Genomic DNA, 20,429 nt, shown 5'->3' on the forward strand with positions numbered 1-20,429 from the left:
GAACCGACCTCCGCCCTTTGGGTTCAGGACTGGAAGTCGGCGTTCGTTCTTTCCGGCCTGGCGTCTCGCCAAGCCGTGTGCGTGCCGTGCATCTCCGCACGGCCACGCGCTGCCAGGAGCCGGGCGCGGGCAAGGTTTGCCAGCCTAGCCCGGCGCGCGCAATGCCGCGCGTCTTATCACGATCCGGTCAGCGCGTCAGGCATTGCCACGACGCCAGCCGGCAATTTCTTACCGAACCGCGCCTTTTCACGGCGATCGTGTCGCATGCGCCACGGTCCTACTGGACCCGCGATATAGCGCTATTGCCCGGATACGGAAAGTGGTGCGCGACAGCAGATATGTAGCCGCTAACGGGCCGACTCCTGAACCCGATAGCATCGTCAGGACCACGACTCGCAGGCGTGGCGAACCATGCCCGCGATTCGACTAACAGGAACTTTCGAGAAAACGGAAAATGGCGGGAGTGACGGGACTCGAACCCGCGACCTCTGGCGTGACAGGCCAGCGCTCTAACCTACTGAGCTACACCCCCGCGAGCCCGCGCTGGGGTAGCCGTCGTGTACTGGACGGCTCCACGCATGTCAAGCAGATGAAACATCCTCTGGCCCAGCCTCTTCGAAGAGCCACGGAAGAATCGGAGAGAACACCGATTCTTACCGTATTCAGAGGAAGTTAGCAGCCTGACTGCGCGCCAGAACCTAGTCGTCTCGCCACCCGCTGTCCAGCACTGAAAACGCTTTTTTGTTCCCAGAGGCTCAGCGCACCTGGAAGAGGAACAGCAAGGCAGAAACGGTCACCAACGACAACGCGGTGGACAGAAGAACGGTCGCCGCCGCGCCCTCCCCGTTGGCGTCGTACTGCTGCCCCAGAACGTAGACGTTCACCCCGGCTGGCAGGGCGGCCATAACCACCGCAACTTCAAGCCATAGAGGATCGAGCGAGAAGACGTAGCTGCCCAACACGAACACGAGTGCCGGCATGGCGATCAGCTTGAACGCACTCAGGGTTAGTGGCTCAAGCGGCAGCCGCCCCATGCGATAGCCGACCAACGAAGCGCCCATGGCAAACAGCGCAACCGGCACAGCCGCCCGCCCCAGGGTTTTAAGCAGCGACTCCAGCGTGTCCGGCAAGGGCCAACCCGTGGCGTTCCAAAGCAGGCCCATCCCTAATCCCCACAGGATCGGGTTGCGCACCAACCCACGCGCCGTTGCGATCGGGATCTCGCGCAGCCGCTCTCCCTGCCCACGCCCAATCTCGATCACCACCGTGACCAGCGGGAACATCAAGGCGGAGTGGAAGGCCACCATCAGGAAAGCCGGCAGGCTCGCCCGCTCGCCAAAGGCCGTTAGTAGCAACGGGATGCCGAGCAGTACGGCGTTGGAATAGCTGCTGCACAAGCCGCCGATTCCCGACTCCGCAACGGTGCGCGCAAACACCAGCCGGCTTGCCACCGCCCCCACCGCAAACATCGTCACTGCGGCAATGTAGTAGGACAGCAGAAACGGCCAGGCGACCGAGCCCGCCAGGTCCATCTGCGCCATCGACCGGAACAGCAGCGCGGGAATCGCGAAAGTGAAGGCGAACGAACTCAAGCCGCGCACGCGCGCCTGATCAAACAACCCCAGCCGACCTGCCAGATAGCCGAATCCGACCAGGCCAAACACCGGGATAATGATGTCGAGCAAAATGGACATAGGGGCCCGCCGGGAAAATGGACGCGCGCACGCGTGGCGCGGCTAGGATATGCGATGGACGACGGCCACTCTTTTAGCCGCCCGTGCGCCGACTCGTCGCCCCTCGTTTGCCGATAGCCGCCCTGAAGCGCGTGCAAACCCGCCGCTGATTGGGGGCGCGGAGTTGCGGCCCAGACCTATTAACCGACACTGGCGAATATTTGGTGGGCGGTGCTGGGGTCGAACCAGCGACCTTCTGGGTGTAAACCAGACGCTCTTCCGCTGAGCTAACCGCCCTTATGAAGACGCCGGCACGCCCGCAATACGAACCGGCCGTCGAAGGCGCGTGCCCGCGACGGCCGGATCGAATTCGGCGAAAGCGCCACGCGCCTTTAGTTCAACGCGTCTTTCAAGCCTTTGCCGGCCTTGAACTTCGGCTGCTTGGTCGCCGGAATCTGGATGCGCTCACCCGTGCGCGGGTTACGGCCTTCGGAGGCCGCCCGGGTCGCAACGGAGAAGGTGCCGAAGCCAACCAGGCGAACTTCATCCCCTTGCTTGAGAGAATTCGAGATCTCTTCGAATACCCCATCGACGGCTTTAGACGTATCAGCCTTGGAAAGCCCCGACCTCTTGGCAACGGCGTCGATCAACTCGTTCTTGTTCACGTCAAACCCCCCAGTCTATTGGGTAAAGTACTGGCATCTGTTTAAGAAGCACGCTTACGAGTGGGCCGCAGTGTATAGCGCCCTAGAGCGGCCGGTCAATGTGGGAAAGCCCCGAATTCTCAGGGATACGGCCAGTTTCAGCGCCGAATCCCTGTAGCGCCCCATCGCCATTGGTTAATGCCGAATGGTTCCGGGGGCTGTGCCCGGCTCGACCGGCGTGGGCAGGGGATCCAACGACTCCGAGTCGGTAACTGGCCCCGGATCCAACGGGGCAGCAAGCGCCTGCGCCAAGGCGTGCGCGACATCGCGGACCGGCTGAATCTCCAGGCCACGCTTCAGCGTCTCGGGCAAATCCACGAGCTCGCCCGCATTGTCCTGTGGGATCAGCACCTTCCGGATACCTGCCCGCTGTGCGGCCAGCAGCTTCTCCTTCAGCCCGCCGATCGCCAAGACGCGCCCGCGCAGGGTGATCTCCCCGGTCATCGCGACATCGCGGCGAACCGGGATGCCGCTGAAGCAGGAAACGATCGCTGTGATCATCGCCAGGCCGGCTGACGGGCCATCCTTCGGCACCGCGCCTTCGGGCAGGTGAACGTGGATATTGCGCCGGGCCATCAATCCGGCGTCGAGTCCCAAGGACTCGGCGCGCGCCCGCACGAAAATGTCGGCGGCGGTGATCGATTCCTGCATCACCTCGCCCAGCTTGCCCGTTGCCGTGATCTTGCCGTTGCCGGGCACGGCGACAGCTTCGATCGTCAACAGTTCGCCGCCCACCTGCGTCCAGGCCAGACCGGTCACCGTACCGACCTTGTCCTCCGCTTCCAGCTCGGCGCTGCGATAGCGCGGCAGACCTGCATACCGGGCCAGATTGCGGCGGGTGATTGTCAGCTGCTCAGCCGTCCCCGCCTCGATGGCACGTACCGCCTTGCGGGCCAGTCCGCCGATTTCGCGCTGCAGGTTGCGCACCCCGGCCTCGCGGGTATAGCCGCGGATCAGCTCGGTGAGCGCCCCCTCGGAGATTCCCCACTGCCCATCCGTCAAACCGGTCTCGCGCGCTTGCTTGGGAATCAGATAGCGCTTGGCGATCGCCGCCTTCTCCTGCTCCGTGTAGCCCGGCAGGCGGATGATCTCCATCCGATCCAACAGCGGCCGCGGCATGTTCAGGGTGTTGGCGGTGGCGATGAACATCACCGCCGAAAGGTCGTAGGGCACGTCCAGGTAATGATCGGCGAAGGCGTTGTTCTGAGCCGGATCGAGCACCTCGAGCAAGGCAGAGGCCGGATCGCCGCGATGGTCGGCGCCGAGCTTATCAAGCTCGTCCAGCATGATCAGGGGATTGACCGTGCCGGCCCGCTTCATCGCCTGGATGATCTTGCCCGGCATCGCCCCGACATACGTGCGCCGGTGGCCGCGTACCTCCGCCTCGTCGCGGACCCCGCCCAGGCTGATCCGGACGAACTTGCGATTGGTCGCCCGCGCAAGCGACTGACCAAGCGAGGTCTTGCCCACGCCCGGCGGCCCAACCAGGCACAGGATCGGCCCCTTCAGCTTGCCCACCCGCTGCTGCACGGCAAGGTACTCGACGATCCGGTCCTTCACCTTCTCCAGGCCGAAGTGATCGGCGTCCAGAATTTCCTGCGCGCCGGCCAGATCGGTCTTGAGCCGGGCACGCTGCGCCCAAGGCAGGTCGAGCAGCCAGCCGAGATAGGTGCGCACAACGCCAGCTTCCGCGGAGGTCGGGGACATGTTGCGGAACTTCCGCAACTCGCTTTCCACCTTCTCGCGCACCTCGCGCGGCATCTTGGTACTGTGCAGCCGCTGGGCGAACTGGCTCGCCTCGTCGCCTCCGTCCTCCGCATCACCCAGCTCGCGCTGGATCGCCTTCATCTGCTCGTTCAGGAAGTAGTCGCGCTGTGTCCGCTCCATCTGCTGCTTGACCCGGCCGCGGATCCGCTTCTCCACCTCCAGAACGCCGATCTCGCCTTCCATATGGGCATAAATTGTCTCCAGCCGCCGGGCGACCGATGGCGTCTCCAGCAACGCCTGCTTGTCGGCTAGTGACAGATCGAGATGGGCGGCCAGACTATCCGCCAGACGGTCAGCGCCCTCGATCTGGTTCAGGGAGACCATCACCTCCGGCGGGATCTTCTTGTTGAGCTTGATATACTGTTCGAAGCGGCCGAGCACGGCGCGCGACAGGGTGGCCAGTTCCTTGGCATCGCTGGGCAGCTCCTGGAACGCTTCCACCTCCCCCGCCAGCCAGCGCTGTGCCTCCATGTAGGGGGTCGTGCGTACTCTTGGCCCACCTTCGACCAGCACTTTGACCGTGCCGTCTGGAAGATCGAGCAGCTGCAAAACGGTGGCGATGCAGCCAACCGTGTGGATGTCGTCCGGTGTGGGCTCATCGCAGGCGCTGTCCCGTTGCGTGAGCAGCAGGACCCGCCTGTCCTTGCGCATGGCCTCCTGCAAGGCGGCCACGGAACTCGACCGCCCGACGAACAGCGGCACGATCATGTGCGGAAAGATGACAATGTCGCGCAGGGGCAGAACAGGATAGGCGCGGAACGAGGTGGCTTCAGACATGCGACCCTCTTGGTCCGGTCACGGCACCAAGATCGGGCCGGACGCCAGGCGATTCACCGGCCCGGGCATGCGGTCATATCGCCAAGCCCACAGCCGGCAGCAGCCTCATCGGGCGGAGCTGCCCACGGGGATACGGATCACCCCGCCCTCGTCTGACACGCCCTTCGAACCGCTTGCGCGCGCCCTGTTCCGATGGGGCTTTAGGCGCTGGTCCCGAGGTCTTCGCGGCGGTCGGTATAGATATAGAGTGGCTTGGCCCGGCCTTCCACGACCTCGCGGTTGATCACCATCTCCTCGACCGACTCAAGGCCCGGCAGCTCGTACATCGGCTCCAGCAGAATACCTTCCATGATCGAGCGCAGGCCGCGCGCGCCGGTCTTGCGCGCAATCGCCTTTTCCGCGATCGCCTTGAGGGCGTCGTCCGTGAACTCCAGGCGGACATCCTCCATCTCGAACAGGCGCTGGTACTGCTTGACCAGCGCGTTCTTCGGCTTGGTCAGAATGTCGATCAGCGCGTGCTCGTCCAGGTCGTCAAGCGTCGCCAGCACCGGCACACGGCCGACGAACTCCGGGATCAGGCCGAACTTGAGCAGGTCCTCCGGCTCGACCTCGCGCAGGATCTCGCCGGTCTGGCGCTCCTCCGGCGCGCGGACGTCCGCGCCGAAACCGACCGAGGAGCCCTGATGCCGCCCGGCGATGATCTTCTCCAGCCCGGCGAAGGCCCCGCCGCAGATGAACAGGATATTGGTCGTGTCGACCTGCAGGAACTCCTGCTGCGGATGCTTGCGCCCACCCTGCGGTGGCACGGAGGCAACCGTGCCTTCCATGATCTTGAGCAGCGCCTGTTGCACGCCCTCGCCCGAGACATCGCGGGTGATCGAGGGGTTGTCCGACTTGCGCGAGACCTTATCGACCTCGTCGATGTAGACGATGCCGCGCTGCGCGCGCTCGACGTTGTAGTCGGCGGCCTGCAGCAGCTTCAGGATGATGTTCTCGACATCCTCGCCGACGTAACCGGCCTCGGTCAGGGTGGTCGCATCGGCCATCGTGAACGGCACGTCGAGGATGCGCGCCAACGTCTGCGCCAGCAGCGTCTTGCCGCAGCCGGTCGGGCCCAGCAGCAGGATGTTCGACTTGGACAGTTCGACGTCGTTCGACTTCGCCGCGTGGGCAAGGCGCTTGTAGTGGTTGTGCACCGCGACCGACAGCACGCGCTTGGCGTGCCCCTGGCCGATCACGTAATCCTCGAGGATGGTGTTGATGTCCCGCGGCGTGGGCACCCCGTCGCGCGACTTGACCAGCGTGGTCTTGTTCTCCTCGCGGATGATGTCCATGCACAGCTCGACGCATTCATCGCAGATGAACACCGTCGGCCCCGCAATCAGTTTACGGACCTCGTGCTGGCTCTTCCCGCAGAAGGAGCAGTACAGGGTGTTCTTGGAATCGCCGCCGCTCGTTTTGCTCATACCCACGCCACGTAACCCGAGTCTAACTTCAGTATGTTAGCGAAGGCGCAGCCAGCCGTACAACGCAAAAAGCCGAGCCGTTGCTGGCCGCGGCCGCCCGCGATCAGCTGGCGCGCCCCGAAATCCGGCCAAGTCTAGCCCGTCCGCGTCAAGGAAGTCTGAACACGAAAAAGCCGGGACCGGCGCCCGTTGGCACGCCGATCCCGGCTTTGGATGCGCAGGAAAGTCGCTTTAAGACTTCTTGTCGCCGCCCGAGGGAGCCGGACGTTCGGACACCACGGCGTCAATCAGGCCGAACTCCTTGGAATCCTCGGCGCTCATGAACTTGTCGCGCTCCATCGCCTCCTCGATCGTCTTGAGGGGCTGGCCGGTGTGGTGAGCGTAGATTTCGTTCAGCCGCCGGCGGGTTTCCAAGATTTCCCGGGCGTGAATTTCGATGTCGGTTGCCTGGCCCTGGAAACCACCGGAAGGCTGGTGGACCATCACCTTGGCGTTGGGCAGGGCGAACCGCTTTTCCTTGGCGCCGGCCATCAGCAGCAGCGACCCGGCGGACGCCGCCTGGCCGATGCACACCGTGGAGACGTCCGGGCGGATGTACTGCATGGTGTCGTAGATCGCCAGACCCGAGGACACCACACCACCCGGCGAGTTGATGTAGAAGCTGATGTCCTTGTTCGGGTTCTCGCTCTCCAGAAAGAGCAGCTGGGCGCAGATCAGGCTCGCAACGCTGTCGTTGATCGGCCCGGTCAGGAAGATAATCCGCTCTTTCAGAAGGCGGGAAAAGATGTCGTAGGAGCGCTCGCCCCGGTTGGTCTGCTCGACCACCATGGGGACGAGGGTGTTCATCTCGGCGTCGTTCGCGCTCATCGTCATCGCTATCCCGGTGTTGCGGGCACGCCGGGCGTTTGTGCACCCGGCGTGCGGATCTAAAGGGTCTGCTCGTCGCGCGGGCGCCGCCCGTCCTTACGAGTTCTGTTCCGCCTCGGAGCTGCCCGATTTGCTGCTGCCAGACTTGCTACCAGAGGACTTGCTGCTGGCGGACTTGGAGCCGCCGGACTTGGAACTGGAACTCTTGCTGCTAGAGCTCTTGGCGCCGCCGCTCTTGGAAGAACTGGTGCTGCTGGACCCCGATTTCGAGCCCTCAGCCTTCTTGGACGAACCGCTCTTGGAGCCGGCGCTTTTGGAGCTGGTGCTCTTGCTCTTCGAGCCACCGGACTTACTCTTGGTGCCCGACTTGCTCTCCGCGCTCTTGTCCTCACCGCCCTCGGCGCTGTCGCCGGCCTGCTCAGCCTCCAGCTCCTCGCGCAGTTGATCGGTGGTGACGGCGCGCTCCTCGGTGTTGGCGAGCTCGAGGATGTAGTCGATGACCTTATCCTCGTAGATCGGCGCCCGGAGGCTCTGCAGGGCGTCCTGGTTGTTCTGGTAGTGCTCGAACACCTCGCGCTCGCGGCCCGGATACCGCTGGACCTCTTCGATCAGCGCCTTGTTGAGCTCTTCCTGCGTGACGTCGATCTGCTCGTTGCGGCCGACCTCCGAAAGCAGCAGGCCCAGCCGCACGCGCCGTTCGGCGATGCTGCGGTACTCTTCCTTAAGCTGCTCGTCGGATTTCTCCGCGTCCTCGGCGTCGAGCTGGCCACTCTGGCGATCCTGCTCGATCTGCTGCCAGATCGCGTCGAACTCGCCATCGACCATCGACGGCGGCACGTCGAAGCTGTGCCCATCAGCAAGCTGATCGAGCAGCTGGCGCTTGGTGCGCTGGCGGGTCAGGCGCTCGTAGTCCTGACGGATCTGATCGCGCACCCGCTCCTTCAGCGTACTGAGATCTTCCTCGCCGAACTTCTGCGCGAACTCGTCGTTGATCTCGACCGGCTCGGCCTCGCGCAGTTCCTTCACCTTAACTTGGAACTGCGCGGTTTTCCCGGAGAGCTGGCTGTTCATGTACTCGTCCGGGAAGGTGACCTCGACGGTCTTTTCCTCGCCCGGCTGCACACCGATCAGCTGATCCTCGAAGCCCTCGACGAATCGGTTGGACCCGAGTTCCAGGTGATGGTCCTCGGCTTCCATGCCGGGGTGCTTCTCGCCGTCGACCTCACCGGAGAAATCGACGACCAGGATATCGCCCTTCCCCGCCGGACGCGGCTCCTCGACCGCCTTGCTCTCCTTCTGCTGGGAAGCCAGGCGTTCCAGCGCCTCGTCGACTTCGTGGTCGGGGACCTCGACCTTCTGCGTGGTCACCGAAATCTGGCTGAAGTCCATCGGCTCGATGTCGGGCAGCAGCTCCACCTTCATCCGGTAGACGAGGTCCTGCCCCTGCTCGAAGGACTCCAGGGAGATGTCCGGCTGGCCGGCGGGGCGCAGGCCGCGCTCCTGGACAACCTGCTGCGAGGAGTCGCTCACCGCGCGCTCCAACACCTCGCCCATCACGGCCTGGCCGAAGCGCTGCTTGAGGATGCTCATAGGCGCTTTACCCGGCCGGAAGCCCGGGATCTTCTGGTTCTGGCCGATCTCGCGCAGCCGGCTTTCAACCTTCTCGTCGATCTCGTTGGCTTCCAGGGTGACAACGAACTCGCGCTGGAGACCTTCGTTCTTTTCTTCAGTGACCTGCATGGACCGCTCGGTCCCTTCCTGTCGCTTGGGCTCGGTGATCGTGTGCGCGCCGGCCGCGCGCGAGGCAGCGCGCAGCGGCGGCGCGGTGATGTCTCAAATGCGCAGATTCCGGCGCGCCGGAGCCTGGGCCGGGCGATGTGGCATCTGCCGCAATGGTGCGGGCGGAGGGACTTGAACCCCCACGGGTTTTCACCCACTAGGACCTAAACCTAGCGCGTCTACCGGTTCCGCCACGCCCGCGGCAAAAGGCGCCCCCGTGCGGGTCGGACCGTTTAGACCATCGCCGCGAGGGACGCAACCGCCCCTAACCTAGCTACGCGCCGTGCGACGTTACAAGGTCTTCCCTCTCCGCCCCGTGGAGCAGGAAGATTGTGTTAAGTGATGCTCGATGAACAGCGCGCGTCCTACCTACCGCGGTGTCCCACGTCGCCGCTCGACCAGCGCGGTGGCGCAAGCGTCCAGGATGGCATCTTCGTCGATCCGGTAGGTCGTGTAGAGGTCTGAGAGCGTGCCCGACTGACCGAAATGTTCGACGCCCAGCGCCTGCACCCGGTGGCCGCGCACGGCCCCAAGCCAGGCGAGCGTCGCCGGGTGGCCGTCCAACACCGTTACCAGCGCGGCGTCGCGGGCGAGCGGGCTCAGCAGCCGCTCAACCCAGCTGGGGGCATGGCCACCGCTCTGGCGAGCCTTCTCCGCCGCCGTCCAGCCGGCGTTCAAACGGTCGGCGCTGGTCACCGCCAACAGCCCGACGCCCGGCACCTCCTCGCGGATCGCTTCGAACGCCGCTTCGGCTTGCGCCGCCGTACTCCCGGTATAAACGATCGCGAGCTCGCCGCCATTGGCAGGCGGATGACGCCAGTAGCCGCCCTGGATAATCTGGTCTTCCTGCTCGGCGCTCAACGTGCGCGCAGGCTGGTCGATCGCCCGCGTGGTCAAACGCAGATAAACGCTGCCGCCCTCGACATCGCGCAGCCAGTCGCTGGCCGCCTCGCCACTGCCATCGCGCTGCAGGTAGTCGAAGCCCCAGCGCATGATGACTTCCAACTCGTCGACGAACGCCGGCTCGAAGGCGGCGAGGCCGTCCTGACTCATGCCGATCAGCGGCGTGCCCACCGACTGGTGGGCGCCCCCTTCCGGCGCCAGCGAGATGCCGGAGGGCGTCGCCACCAGCATGAAGCGCGCATCCTGGTAGCAGGCGTAGTTCAGCGCATCGAGCCCGCGCAGGATGAACGGGTCGTACAAGGTCGCGACCGGCAGCAGGCGTTCGCCGAACAAGCTGTGCGACAGGCCGAGCGCGGCCAGCAGGGTGAACAGGTTGTTCTCCGCGATGCCCAGTTCGAGGTGCTGACCCTCCGGGCTCATGCCCCACTGGTGGGCGGAGACGACCTTTTGCTCCTTGAAGGTATCGGCGCGACGATGACGCGACCAGATGCCCCGCCGGTTCACCCAGCCGGCCAGGTTGGTGGAGACGGTGACGTCCGGCGAGGTGGTGACGATCCGTTCCGCCAGCGACCCGCTATCCTCTCCCTGGCCGGCGCGGGCGATCTCCGCCAGGATCTTGCCGAAGCCTTCCTGGGTCGACATCCGCTCGCCCTCCGGCCGCGGCAAACGGCTTGGCACCGGCACCTTGGCCGCCTGGTAGCGCCGCCGGCCCTGACGGGCGAACGGGACCGCGTCGAGGAAGGCACGTAGCTGCTCGGCCGAGGCATTGAGGCCGGCGAAACGGTCCCACTCCCGGCCCTCGGGCACGGCGTTCGCCTGCTGGAAGTCCGCCATCTGCTGGGCGTTCATGATGCCGGCATGGTTGTCCTTGTGACCGGCGAAAGGCAGCCCCTGCCCCTTGATCGTGTAGGCGATGATGCATTTCGGCCGGTCGTCGCCGTCCAGGCCGTGCAGCGTTTCCAGCACGACGTCCAGGTCGTGGCCGGCCAGGTTGGTCATCAACGCATGCAGTTCGGCGTCGTCGTATTGCGCCAGCAGGTCCGGCACGCCTGCTACCGCGCCGATGTCGCCCTGCAACTGCGCGCGCCAGGCCGCCCCACCCTGGAACACCAGGGCGGAGTAGAGCGAGTTCGGGCAGTCGTCGATCCAGGCCCGCAGGGCGTCGCCGCCAGGCTGCGCGAAGGCGGCCTGCAGCTTGCGGCCGTACTTCAGGGTGATGACGTCCCAGCCCATGGTGCGGAAGAGCTGGTCGATCTGGCCGAACAGCCGGTCGGCCACCACGCTGTCCAGGCTCTGGCGGTTGTAGTCGATGATCCACCAGACGTTCCGGACGTCGTGTTTCCAGCCTTCCAGCAGGCATTCGTAGATGTTGCCCTCGTCCAGCTCGGCGTCGCCGACCAGCGCCACCATCCGTCCGCGCGGACGTTCGGCCATCAGGCCCTTGAGCGAGACGTAGTCCTGCACCAGCCCGGCGAAAGCTGTCATCGCCACGCCCAGCCCGACCGAGCCGGTGGAGAAATCGACGTCGTCCTTGTCCTTGGTGCGCGAGGGATAGGACTGGGCACCGCCGAACGCACGGAAGTCCTGCAACGCCTGTGCGTCCTGCTGGCCGAGCAGGTACTGGATGGCGTGGAACACGGGGCTGGCGTGCGGCTTGACCGCGACCCGGTCTTCCGGGCGCAGCACGTCGAAGTAAAGCGCGGTCATCAGTGTGGTGAGGGAGGCGCAGGAGGCCTGGTGCCCGCCGACCTTGAGTCCGTCGGGATTGTCGCGCAGCAGGTTGGCGTTATGGATCGTCCAGGCGGACAGCCAGAGCACCTTGCGTTCCAGCTCCGCCAGCAGGCGCCGGCGCGCCGCCGCATCCTGCGCGATATCGTCCACCCCACGATCGCCGCGCGCGCTCAACGCCTTGCCGTCTTCGGCCATGCTGCCCCTCCCGATAACTGCACAGCCCCGCATGAAGCGGGTGGCGGCAGTGTCGCGGGTGGGTTCTGACGTGACAAGACAGGAGGCGCAGCCGCGGCGGGACATGCCCAACACAGCACTTCAAATCAGGGGTTTATATCTCTGGTTTTTAAATAAAATGCCGACCATTGGATCGACGAATAGCGCGCGGTGCAACTGCATCGACCGCAGCGAGGGTTCGAGGGTGGCGCCGCTGGTAATGACCGCGAGCGCGCGAAGTTAAGCTCCGGCGCGCTCGTGGAAACGCTCGACGAAACTGGCGAGCGAGAGGATGCGTTCCTCGTCGACGAACTTGGTGTCGCCCCGGGCGATCTGGATGTGGAAGCGGACATGGTCGATGCCCATGTCATCCTTGCCCACCGAATGAACCTCGGCCGTTTCCACTGTGTGGTCCGGCGCGCGGCGCAAGTAGGTCGAGCCGGCCTCGATGCGGGTGCGCGGACGCCGGGAAAAAATCTCGAGACGATCTGCCAGCATGACGATGTTCCTTCATGTCGGCGTGGAACCCCGGAGCAATTATCCGGCCTTTGAGCCGGTTGCCCATAAACTCAGGCTGCATGCGTCAGTTTAAGGGTCAGTTAACACGTCATGATGGCAAAGCATCAAAAGCCTCCTGGTCGAGAGGCTTAGCCTCCCCACTTACGGTGCCGTGCAATCGGCGCCGTGTAACCGAAGAGCTCTCGGTATGCCCGAAACATTCCTGATCGCCGACCTGCATTTCGGCCACGCCAACATCCTGCGTTACGAGACCACAAACCGCCCGTTCCCAGACGTGGCGACGCACGACGCGACGCTGATTGCCCGCTGGAACGCGCGCGTGGGCCCGCGCGACACCGTATGGGTGCTGGGCGACTTCGCCTGGTCGCCGGCAGCCGCCAAAGCGGCACTCCGGGCGCTTCAGGGTCGGATTCAGCTGGTGATGGGCGATCACGACCGGCGCTGGCTGGGCGGCGACGGGCTCGGGTTCGACGCGGTCGCGGAAGTTCACGGTGCGGTCAAGATCGCCAAGGACACGCTGCTAACCCACGTGCCCGCCATCCTGGGGCCGAAATACGCCCGCAACATCCACGGCCACACCCATAGCCGCGCGGTTGGCGACGGCGCGCACGTCTGCGTGTCGGTCGAGCACACCGGCTTGGCCCCGCTTACCTGGGCAGAAGTGCAGGCACGGTTCCAGGAGGACGGTCGAGGCGCAAACAGTGCCCCGTCCTGAAATACGGGCGTTGGTTCAGGCTCTTCAGATTAAGCCATTGCTTCCAAAGGAAGTTTAGGCGTCTTGCTGCAATGCCACCAACGCGGCCGGCACCCGATCCGGCAGATCATCGGCGATCAGGCCAGGGCCAAAACCGCGGGCGGCTTCCCCGTGTAGCCAGGCAGCGGCGCAGGTGCCCTCGAACGCCGGCAATCCCTGGGCCAGGGCCCCGGCAACCAGACCCGCAAGCACGTCACCCGCCCCGGCGGTGGCCAGTTCCGGCGGCGCGTTCGCGTTGATCGCGGCCCGGCCATCGGGCGCGGCGATCACGGTGTCCGCGCCCTTCAACAGCACGACCGCCCCGGTCCGCCGCGCGGCCGTGCGGGCGCGGGCCAGCTTATCGCCTTCGGTATCTGGAAACAGGCGCGCGAACTCGCCTTCATGCGGGGTCAAAACGGTCGGTCCCCACACGGCTGCCGCCAGTTCATCGCACGCCCCGGCGAAGCTGGTGAGCGCGTCGGCATCCAGCACGACTGCCCTACCAGTGGCGAGCAGCTTGTGCGCCCGATCCCGCGTCGCGTCGCCGACCCCGGCACCGGGGCCGAGCAAGAGCGCGTTCAGCCGTGCATCCGACAGCAACCGGTCAAGCTGGACGTCATCGTCGAGCGGCACGGTGATCACGGCTGCCGTTTCCTGCGCATAAATCGGCAAGGCCGTGGTCGGCGCGGCGATCGTAACCAGCCCGGCCCCGACGCGCAGCGCCGCCCGGCAGGCAAGCCGTCCCGCCCCGGTCGCGGTCGCGCCGCCCAGAACCAGGGCGTGGCCGAAACGGTACTTATGATCGCCCGTCGCGCGCCAGGGCCAGCGCTCGGCGACCAGCGCCGGCGCGTTCTCGAAGGTAGCCGGCCCGTCCGTGTCCGCGCAGGCAGTCGCGAGGACGCGCGCCGGGATGCCGATGTCCGCCAGCACCACTGGCCCACAGTAGCCGCGGCCGGGCAACAGCAGATGACCCGGCTTCTTGCGGAAGAAGGTGACCGTGCAAGCGGCCTGCACCGCAACTTCGCCCAGCACCTGTCCGTCGTCGCCGGCGAGGCCGCTCGGCACGTCGACCGCCACCGTCGGAAGCACGCGCGCGTTCAACGCTTCCACCACCGCACGCGGCGCGCCGTCCAGCGGCCGGCTGAGCCCGGCGCCGAACAGCGCATCGACGGCAACGTCCGCGCCGTCCAGCAACTCGGGGGACAGCAGCTCGACCGGGCCGTCCCATAGGCCGGCGTGATGGGCGGCGTCGCCCCGCAGCTTGTCGACCGACCCCAAAAGGCCAAGGCGTACGGTCCAGCCCATCGCCTTCAGGTGGCGCGCGGCGACAAAGCCGTCGCCGCCGTTGTTGCCCGGCCCACACAGCACGACGACCGTCCCCTGGGCGAAGCGGGTCCGCACCGCCTCCGCGACGGCGCGTCCGGCATTCTCCATCAACGTGGTCCCGGGGACGCCGCCGTCGATCGCGGCGCGGTCGGCACGTCCCATCTGGGCGACGGTGAGGAGTTCGTGCCCTTGGCTCATTGCGCTCCCGGCTCCATCGGCACTCCCCGACTCAGCTCTTGCGGTGCTTCGCCTTCAACGCCTGGAAGCTCTGCACGCTCGCTTCCGCGCCGCGGCGCAGGTGGGCAACGTCGGCATCCGGGATCAACAGGTCGTAGCCCGCCTTCATCAGTTGCTCGGGCCCGCGCTCGGGCGTGGCGATGCCGCCTAGCAGCTTGCCCGCGTCCTTGGCCGCACGCTCGATCCGCTGCACGGCCTTCTGCACCTCCGGATGGTCGGGTTGCCCCAGATAGCCGAGCTGCGCCGACAGATCGAACGGCCCGACGAACAGCATATCGACCCCGTCAACGGCCGCGATCGCCTCGACGTTGTCCAGGCCCTGCGGGCTCTCGATCTGGCAGATCAGGGTCAGGCGGTTATCGATCTCAGCTAGATAGTCCTGCCAGAAGGCGCCATAGCCGGTTGCGCGCACAACCGTCGCCGCCAGGCCGCGGCGCCCCTTCGGCGGGTAGTGACAGCCGGCGACCGCCCGTTCGGCGTCGGCCACGCTATGCACGGCCGGCACCATGACGCCGGTCACGCCGATATCCAGAATGCGCTTGAGGTAGACGGGATCGTTCGCCGGCACACGGGCGAGCGGGGCGACCGGGAAGCCGCTCAGCGCCCGCAACAGCTCCATCGTCTCACCGAACCCAACGGGGCTGTGTTCCATATCGATCATGACCGCGTCGTAGCCAGCACGCGCCACCACCTCGGTCACGGCCGTGCTGCCCAGCATCAGCCAGCAGACCAGCCCGGGCCCGTTCGTGCGCAGCGTCTGTTTCAGATCGATCCGCTGGTCCGCCGTCATATCGTCCCCTGTGTCGTGTGTTCGCCCCTATGGCCGGGGTCGAAGACGATCCTAGGGGCCGCAGGCTAGTAGCGGAAGCCGTGGAAGCGACGCTTGGGCTGTTTGGTCACGGGATCGATGTCGTCGGGCAACGGGTCGTCGCCGTGCGGCCAGTCGGGCTCATCGTTTGGCTTGGCGAGCTCGCCCAGCGCAGCAACCCGGTCTTCGGTGGTCGGGTGCGTGCGCAGCATCGACGGCTGGTTGGTCACGCCTTGCCGGCCAAACAGGTTTTCCCAGTAATGCTGCTGCTGAGTTTCCATCTTCTGCAAGGCGTTCGCCACGCCCTCCGGGTCGCCGGTCAGCATCGCCGCGCCGGCATCCGCATCGAACTCGCGCGTGCGCGACAGCGCCAACTGCAGCAGCAGCGACAGCAAAGGTGCCAGCCCCAGAAGCAGGATCACCGGCCACGGGATCACCACATCGCCCGAGCCGATCGACGGCAGGTTAAACAGAATCAACAGCATCGCAAGGAAGGCCAGCGTGCGCGTGACCTTGGTCATGAAGTCGGCAAGCGCCATCAACTTCAGGTCGCCGTTGGCGACGTGGGTCAGCTCGTGGGCCAGTACCCCGGCGATCTCCCGCCCGGTCAGGCGGCGTAGCAGTCCATCCGAAACGGCCAGGTTGACCGAGTCCGTCGACCCCGTGGTGAACGCCAGCATTAGCCGGCTGGGCACGTAATACAGGGTTGGCCGGACGGTGATCTGCGCGCGCGCACACAGCTCATCGACCGTGTCGTAGAGCAACGGCACTTCGCGCCGCGCCAGCTTCCGCGCGGAGAACATCTGCAGCATCAGTCGCTGCGACATCTGCGGCCCGAGATAGAGAATGACGGCCGCGAATCCGCCGATCCAGACCAACCCGATCGGCCCCGCGATCAGGTAGCCGATCGCCGCCAGCAGCAGCGTCAACGCGCCGATCAAGAGCGCCGCATGGACGACATTCCGCCGATGGTTCGCGGCAACCCGGTCGGGGTCGATGGTGAACTGCGAGATCATGCTGTGCATGTAGGGTCGACCCACGACACGGGGAAGGTGCCGCAACGAACCTTTCGTTGCAGATCGGCGCGCCTGACGGCGCTACTGGAAGGCCACCTCGGCGAAGGAGCGCAGCTTGCGGGAATGCAGCCGCTCGCGTTCCTGCTGCTGCAGGTTCTCCAGCGCCTTCAGGCCGATCTCCAGATGCTGCTCGACGCGCTTGCGGTAGAACTCGCCCGCCATGCCGGCCAGCTTGATCTCGCCGTGCAGCGGCTTGTCGGAGACACACAGCAGAACGCCGTAGGGCACCCGGCAGCGGTAGCCGTTCGCCGCCACGGTGGCGCTTTCCATGTCCAGCCCGACCGCACGCGATTGCGACAGGCGCCGCAACATCGCCCGGTGGTCGCCCAACTCCCAATTGCGGTTGTCGACGCTAGCGACCGTGCCGGTCCGCATCACGCTCTTGAGGTCATAGCCCGCCTGCCCGGTCACGTCCGCGACCGCCTGTTCGAGCGCCTGCTGCACCTCGGCCAGCGCCGGGACCGGGACCCAGGTGGGCAGTTCCTCGTCCAGCACGTGATCCTCGCGCGCATAGCCGTGGGCGAGCACGTAATCGCCCAGCTGCTGGGTGTTCCTGAGGCCCGCGCAGTGGCCCAGCATCAGCCAGGCGTGCGGACGCAGCACGGCGACGTGGTCGGTCATGGTGCGCGCGTTGGACGGCCCGACGCCGATGTTGATCAGGGTAATGCCGCCGCTGTCGGGAGCGACCAGATGGTAGCCCGGCATCTGCGGCAAGCGGTCGGGCGGCGTCCCCTGCCCCGCCTCGGCACCGTTCGGGGTCACCACCTCACCCGGCTCGACGAACCGGCTGTAACGCGGGTCGCCCGCCTGCATCAGGCGCCGGCCCAGGCGCACGAAGGCGTCGACGTAGAACTGGTAGTTCGTGAAGATCACGAAGTTCTGGAAGCTGTGCGGCTGGGTCCCGGTATAGTGCAGCAGGCGCTGCAGGGAGTAGTCGATCCGCGCCGCGCGGAAGGGTGCGAGCGGGCTTGGCTCGTGCTCGTCCAGATGCATCGTGCCGTCGAGGATCGCGTCGTCCATCCGGGTCAGGTCCGGGACATCGAAAAAGTCGCGCAAAGGGGTGTCCGGAACGCTTTCCTGCGCGCGCAACTCCGCGGTTTCCTGATTGATGTCGCGCTTGTAGGCGGCATGCACCGCGATCGGCTCGTGCGACTCGCCAACCTCCACCGGAACGCCGTGGTTCTCGATCAACAGCGCGATCTGTTCGCGCAGGTAGCGGCCGAACACGTCCGGCCGGGTCACGGTCGTTTCGTGCGCCCCCGGCCGGGCGACGAAGCCGTAGGACAGGCGCGAATCGACCTGCGCGTGGGAGCGCGTGGTCACCCGCACGAAGGGATAGGTGGCCCGCACCGCCTGCTTCGGCGGCTGGCCGTTCAGGTATGCTTCGAACTGCCTGCGCAGGAAAGCGGTATTGCGCTCGTAGATCTCCTCGATCCGCGCGAGCGCGGCGTCTGGATCGCGAAAACTCTCGGTCGCGAACGGCTCGGGCGTAAGCTTATCCGGCATGTTTGTCTCCGCGCTGCACATTTGGCCCGGGCGAGCTCAAGCGCGGCACCTCGGCGGCGCGCCGCGTCAAACGTATCACGGCAGGGCGGAAGAGAGGAAAACTGGGGTGGCCAGCCGGATTCGAACCGGCGACCTCATGGACCACAACCATGCGCTCTAACCGACTGAGCTATGGCCACCACAGGAAAATCGGCAGCGCGCCAGCGCGCTGCACGCCGTGTCTCTAACCCCCGGCAAGGGACGCGTCAAGCGGTTGGATGTGCGGACTTGCGAGGGGCTTGCGCTCACGGCTAGCATGCCGCGCGCCATCCGGGTCGCTCCCATGCGATCCGGCCCACCCGACAGCCAATCGAGGGATCGTTCGCCCATATGGTCACCCGCGCCGCCGCCCTGGACCGTCTTGGCACTGAAAGCGCCTTTCAGGTCCTGGCGCGCGCCAACGCCCTGGTCGCGGAAGGCCGATCGATCATCAACCTGGGAATCGGGCAACCAGACTTCCGTACGCCCGACCACGTCGTCGAAGCCGCCTGCAAGGCGCTGCGCGACGGGCATCACGGCTACACCCCCGCCAAGGGCATCCCGGAACTGCGCACAGCCGTCGCCGAGGACGTGACGGCGCGCACCGGCGCCGCGGTCGACCCGGAACACGTCCTGGTCGTGCCCGGTGGCAAGGTCACGATGTTCTTCGCGATCACCATGTTCGGCGAGCCGAGCGCGGAGATCGTCTATCCTGACCCCGGTTTCCCGATCTACGAATCGCTGGTGCGCTATTCCGGCGCGCGCCCCCGCCCCTTGGCGCTGCGCGAACGCGACGGCTTCGCGGTCACGGCCGATGCACTGGCCGAGACGATCACCCCCGACACCCGCCTGGTCATCCTGAACACCCCCGGCAACCCCACGGGCGGCGTCATCCCGCGCGCGGAGATGGACCGGATCGCCGAGGTGCTGGCGCGCAACCCGCAAACCGCGGTGCTGGCGGACGAGATCTACGGCCGTTTGATCTATGACGGACAGGAACACGTCAGCCTGCTGTCCTACCCCGACCTGCGGGATCAGGTGATCCTGCTGGACGGCTGGTCGAAGACGCATGCGATGACCGGCTGGCGGCTCGGCTTCGGTGTCTGGCCGAAGGCCCTGGTCGCGGATGCCGAACGGTTGGCGGTCAACAGCCATTCCTGCGTCAACGCCGCCGCGCAGCATGCCGGACTCGCCGCGCTGACGGGTAGCCAAGACCATGTGGCGGAGATGCACGCCGCGTTCGACGCGCGACGGCGCGCGCTGGTCGACCGGCTGAATCAGATCGACGGCATCACCTGCCCCAACCCAGGCGGTGCGTTCTACGCCTTCCCGAACATCACCGGCACCGGCTACGCTGCCAAGGAGCTGGAGACGGCGCTCTTGGAGGACGCCGGCGTCGCCACCGTCGCCGGCACCTCCTTCGGCGCGGCGGGTGAAGGGTATCTACGCCTGTCCTACGCAAACACGAAAGAGAACGTGCTGGCCGCCGCGGCGCGGATCGACGCCTGGCTGAACGGCGCGCGGGACTGACGCAGCGCCCGGCCACTGACCAATAGACGGCCCGACCGGGTGCCGCCCCGGCAGGCAACCTGCCTAGCATTTGGGCAGCCCGACTGATCAACGTCGCGCCAGGGCACCGACACGCCCGCAGCACACTGCGGAGTCACGCTGTCAGGCGCAGTTGGCACGTAGCTTGCTTAGGCTGGCGAGCGGGGGGACGCTGCGATACGGCGAGGCTGGCACGCGCACGGCTGTTGCTCCGCGCCCACCCGGTACAACCGGGCCAGAGCGCTGATCGGCCGACACCGCGGTCGACCGGCGCGCGGCACGAACGAAGGGAACCGGGACAGGCCGTCAGCGGCCAGCGCCCGGCGCCACATCCAAGAGGCAGGTCACGAGGGGCCATGAAAAAGATCGAGGCGATCATCAAACCCTTCAAACTCGACGAGGTGAAGGACGCCCTGCACGAGGTCGGGATCAAGGGCATCACGGTAACCGAGGCCAAGGGCTTCGGCCGCCAGAAAGGCCACACCGAACTCTACCGCGGGGCGGAATACGTCGTCGACTTCCTGCCCAAGGTGAAGATCGAGGTTGTGCTCGACGAGGACCAGGTTGAACGGGCCGTGGAGGCGATCCAGCAGGCCGCGCAGACCGGGCGCATCGGCGACGGCAAGATCTTCGTCTCGACCGTGGATGAGGCCATTCGCATCCGCACCGGCGAACGCGGCGGCGAAGCAGTCTAGGCCCGCTTTCGCCCGCGGCGGCCCGCACCGCCGGTTTCACCTCGCCGCCGAGCGGCGGGCGCCCGCACGCGGGCGCTTAACCG

General features: G+C 66.1%; 15 protein-coding genes and 4 tRNA genes. 3 read left to right on the plus strand and 16 right to left on the minus strand.

Annotated elements, in window-relative coordinates:
- Window positions 1-455 precede the first annotated feature (455 nt).
- The 11 genes from RHOSA_RS0113630 to RHOSA_RS0113680 all read right to left on the minus strand — a co-directional run bounded on the left by RHOSA_RS0113630 (window position 456) and on the right by RHOSA_RS0113680 (window position 12,378).
- Window positions 456-532: transfer RNA gene (locus tag RHOSA_RS0113630), tRNA-Asp, on the minus strand.
- A 223-nt stretch (window positions 533-755) separates the two neighbouring features.
- Window positions 756-1,694, minus strand: coding sequence for an AEC family transporter (locus RHOSA_RS0113635; RefSeq protein ID WP_027289107.1), 939 nt, complete (start codon window positions 1,692-1,694; stop codon window positions 756-758).
- 201 nt (window positions 1,695-1,895) lie between these two features.
- Window positions 1,896-1,970, minus strand: a tRNA-Val gene (locus RHOSA_RS0113640).
- 95 nt (window positions 1,971-2,065) lie between these two features.
- Window positions 2,066-2,338 carry an HU family DNA-binding protein gene (locus RHOSA_RS0113645; protein WP_027289108.1) on the minus strand — a complete coding sequence of 91 codons (273 nt, stop codon included), beginning with the start codon at window positions 2,336-2,338 and terminating at the stop codon, window positions 2,066-2,068.
- Between the two features lie 174 nt (window positions 2,339-2,512).
- Window positions 2,513-4,921 (minus strand): endopeptidase La, encoded by a 2,409-nt coding sequence (lon, locus tag RHOSA_RS22550; protein WP_051432144.1) that lies wholly within the window; start codon window positions 4,919-4,921, stop codon window positions 2,513-2,515.
- Window positions 4,922-5,121: 200 nt separating this feature from the next.
- Window positions 5,122-6,387 carry an ATP-dependent Clp protease ATP-binding subunit ClpX gene (clpX, locus tag RHOSA_RS0113655; RefSeq protein WP_027289109.1) on the minus strand — a complete coding sequence of 422 codons (1,266 nt, stop codon included), beginning with the start codon at window positions 6,385-6,387 and terminating at the stop codon, window positions 5,122-5,124.
- A 231-nt stretch (window positions 6,388-6,618) separates the two neighbouring features.
- Window positions 6,619-7,254 carry an ATP-dependent Clp endopeptidase proteolytic subunit ClpP gene (clpP, locus tag RHOSA_RS0113660; RefSeq protein WP_027289110.1) on the minus strand — a complete coding sequence of 212 codons (636 nt, stop codon included), beginning with the start codon at window positions 7,252-7,254 and terminating at the stop codon, window positions 6,619-6,621.
- 96 nt (window positions 7,255-7,350) lie between these two features.
- Window positions 7,351-8,994, minus strand: a complete 1,644-nt coding sequence (gene tig, locus RHOSA_RS22555) for a trigger factor (RefSeq protein ID WP_081728728.1) — start codon at window positions 8,992-8,994, stop codon at window positions 7,351-7,353.
- Between the two features lie 153 nt (window positions 8,995-9,147).
- Window positions 9,148-9,234, minus strand: a tRNA-Leu gene (locus RHOSA_RS0113670).
- Window positions 9,235-9,402: 168 nt separating this feature from the next.
- A complete protein-coding gene (locus tag RHOSA_RS0113675; protein WP_081728729.1) occupies window positions 9,403-11,862 on the minus strand; it encodes a thiamine pyrophosphate-binding protein in 2,460 nt (819 codons plus the stop codon).
- Between the two features lie 258 nt (window positions 11,863-12,120).
- A complete protein-coding gene (locus RHOSA_RS0113680; protein WP_027289112.1) occupies window positions 12,121-12,378 on the minus strand; it encodes a hypothetical protein in 258 nt (85 codons plus the stop codon).
- 208 nt (window positions 12,379-12,586) lie between these two features.
- Here RHOSA_RS0113680 and RHOSA_RS22560 point away from each other — a divergent pair, with 208 nt between their 5' ends.
- Entirely contained in the window at window positions 12,587-13,114 is a 528-nt protein-coding gene (locus RHOSA_RS22560) for a hypothetical protein (protein ID WP_051432145.1), read from the plus strand.
- A 54-nt stretch (window positions 13,115-13,168) separates the two neighbouring features.
- On the opposite strand, the gene RHOSA_RS0113690 is transcribed toward RHOSA_RS22560, so the two are convergent.
- The 5 genes from RHOSA_RS0113690 to RHOSA_RS0113710 all read right to left on the minus strand — a co-directional run bounded on the left by RHOSA_RS0113690 (window position 13,169) and on the right by RHOSA_RS0113710 (window position 18,264).
- A complete protein-coding gene (locus RHOSA_RS0113690) occupies window positions 13,169-14,656 on the minus strand; it encodes a bifunctional ADP-dependent NAD(P)H-hydrate dehydratase/NAD(P)H-hydrate epimerase (protein WP_027289113.1) in 1,488 nt (495 codons plus the stop codon).
- A 31-nt stretch (window positions 14,657-14,687) separates the two neighbouring features.
- A complete protein-coding gene (locus RHOSA_RS22565; protein ID WP_051432146.1) occupies window positions 14,688-15,485 on the minus strand; it encodes an HpcH/HpaI aldolase family protein in 798 nt (265 codons plus the stop codon).
- Window positions 15,486-15,550: 65 nt separating this feature from the next.
- A complete protein-coding gene (locus tag RHOSA_RS0113700) occupies window positions 15,551-16,528 on the minus strand; it encodes a zinc metalloprotease HtpX (protein ID WP_051432147.1) in 978 nt (325 codons plus the stop codon).
- A gap of 72 nt (window positions 16,529-16,600) precedes the next feature.
- On the minus strand, window positions 16,601-18,085 hold the full coding sequence (locus tag RHOSA_RS0113705; protein WP_027289115.1) for an AMP nucleosidase: 1,485 nt from the start codon (window positions 18,083-18,085) through the stop codon (window positions 16,601-16,603).
- A 102-nt stretch (window positions 18,086-18,187) separates the two neighbouring features.
- Window positions 18,188-18,264 (minus strand) — tRNA-His (locus tag RHOSA_RS0113710).
- 190 nt (window positions 18,265-18,454) lie between these two features.
- Here RHOSA_RS0113710 and RHOSA_RS0113715 point away from each other — a divergent pair.
- Together RHOSA_RS0113715 and RHOSA_RS0113720 are read left to right on the plus strand one after the other, a co-directional pair.
- Complete coding sequence (locus tag RHOSA_RS0113715; protein ID WP_027289116.1) at window positions 18,455-19,633, plus strand: pyridoxal phosphate-dependent aminotransferase; 1,179 nt, start codon at window positions 18,455-18,457, stop codon at window positions 19,631-19,633.
- Between the two features lie 374 nt (window positions 19,634-20,007).
- Entirely contained in the window at window positions 20,008-20,346 is a 339-nt protein-coding gene (locus RHOSA_RS0113720) for a P-II family nitrogen regulator (RefSeq protein WP_027289117.1), read from the plus strand.
- Window positions 20,347-20,429 lie beyond the last annotated feature (83 nt).

Origin of the sequence: Rhodovibrio salinarum DSM 9154 (assembly GCF_000515255.1) — a bacterium.
Classification (GTDB): Bacteria; Pseudomonadota; Alphaproteobacteria; order Kiloniellales; family Rhodovibrionaceae; genus Rhodovibrio; species Rhodovibrio salinarum.

Coding starts and splice junctions, on each gene's coding strand:
- RHOSA_RS0113635 (WP_027289107.1), bottom strand. CDS start 1,694: ATGTCCATTTTGCTCGACATCATTATCCCGGTGTTTGGCCTGGTCGGA.
- lon (WP_051432144.1), bottom strand. CDS start 4,921: ATGTCTGAAGCCACCTCGTTCCGCGCCTATCCTGTTCTGCCCCTGCGC.
- clpX (WP_027289109.1), bottom strand. CDS start 6,387: ATGAGCAAAACGAGCGGCGGCGATTCCAAGAACACCCTGTACTGCTCC.
- clpP (WP_027289110.1), bottom strand. CDS start 7,254: ATGAGCGCGAACGACGCCGAGATGAACACCCTCGTCCCCATGGTGGTC.
- tig (WP_081728728.1), bottom strand. CDS start 8,994: ATGCAGGTCACTGAAGAAAAGAACGAAGGTCTCCAGCGCGAGTTCGTT.
- RHOSA_RS0113675 (WP_081728729.1), bottom strand. CDS start 11,862: ATGGCCGAAGACGGCAAGGCGTTGAGCGCGCGCGGCGATCGTGGGGTG.
- RHOSA_RS0113680 (WP_027289112.1), bottom strand. CDS start 12,378: ATGCTGGCAGATCGTCTCGAGATTTTTTCCCGGCGTCCGCGCACCCGC.
- RHOSA_RS22560 (WP_051432145.1), top strand. CDS start 12,587: ATGCCCGAAACATTCCTGATCGCCGACCTGCATTTCGGCCACGCCAAC.
- RHOSA_RS0113690 (WP_027289113.1), bottom strand. CDS start 14,656: ATGAGCCAAGGGCACGAACTCCTCACCGTCGCCCAGATGGGACGTGCC.
- RHOSA_RS22565 (WP_051432146.1), bottom strand. CDS start 15,485: ATGACGGCGGACCAGCGGATCGATCTGAAACAGACGCTGCGCACGAAC.
- RHOSA_RS0113700 (WP_051432147.1), bottom strand. CDS start 16,528: ATGCACAGCATGATCTCGCAGTTCACCATCGACCCCGACCGGGTTGCC.
- RHOSA_RS0113705 (WP_027289115.1), bottom strand. CDS start 18,085: ATGCCGGATAAGCTTACGCCCGAGCCGTTCGCGACCGAGAGTTTTCGC.
- RHOSA_RS0113715 (WP_027289116.1), top strand. CDS start 18,455: ATGGTCACCCGCGCCGCCGCCCTGGACCGTCTTGGCACTGAAAGCGCC.
- RHOSA_RS0113720 (WP_027289117.1), top strand. CDS start 20,008: ATGAAAAAGATCGAGGCGATCATCAAACCCTTCAAACTCGACGAGGTG.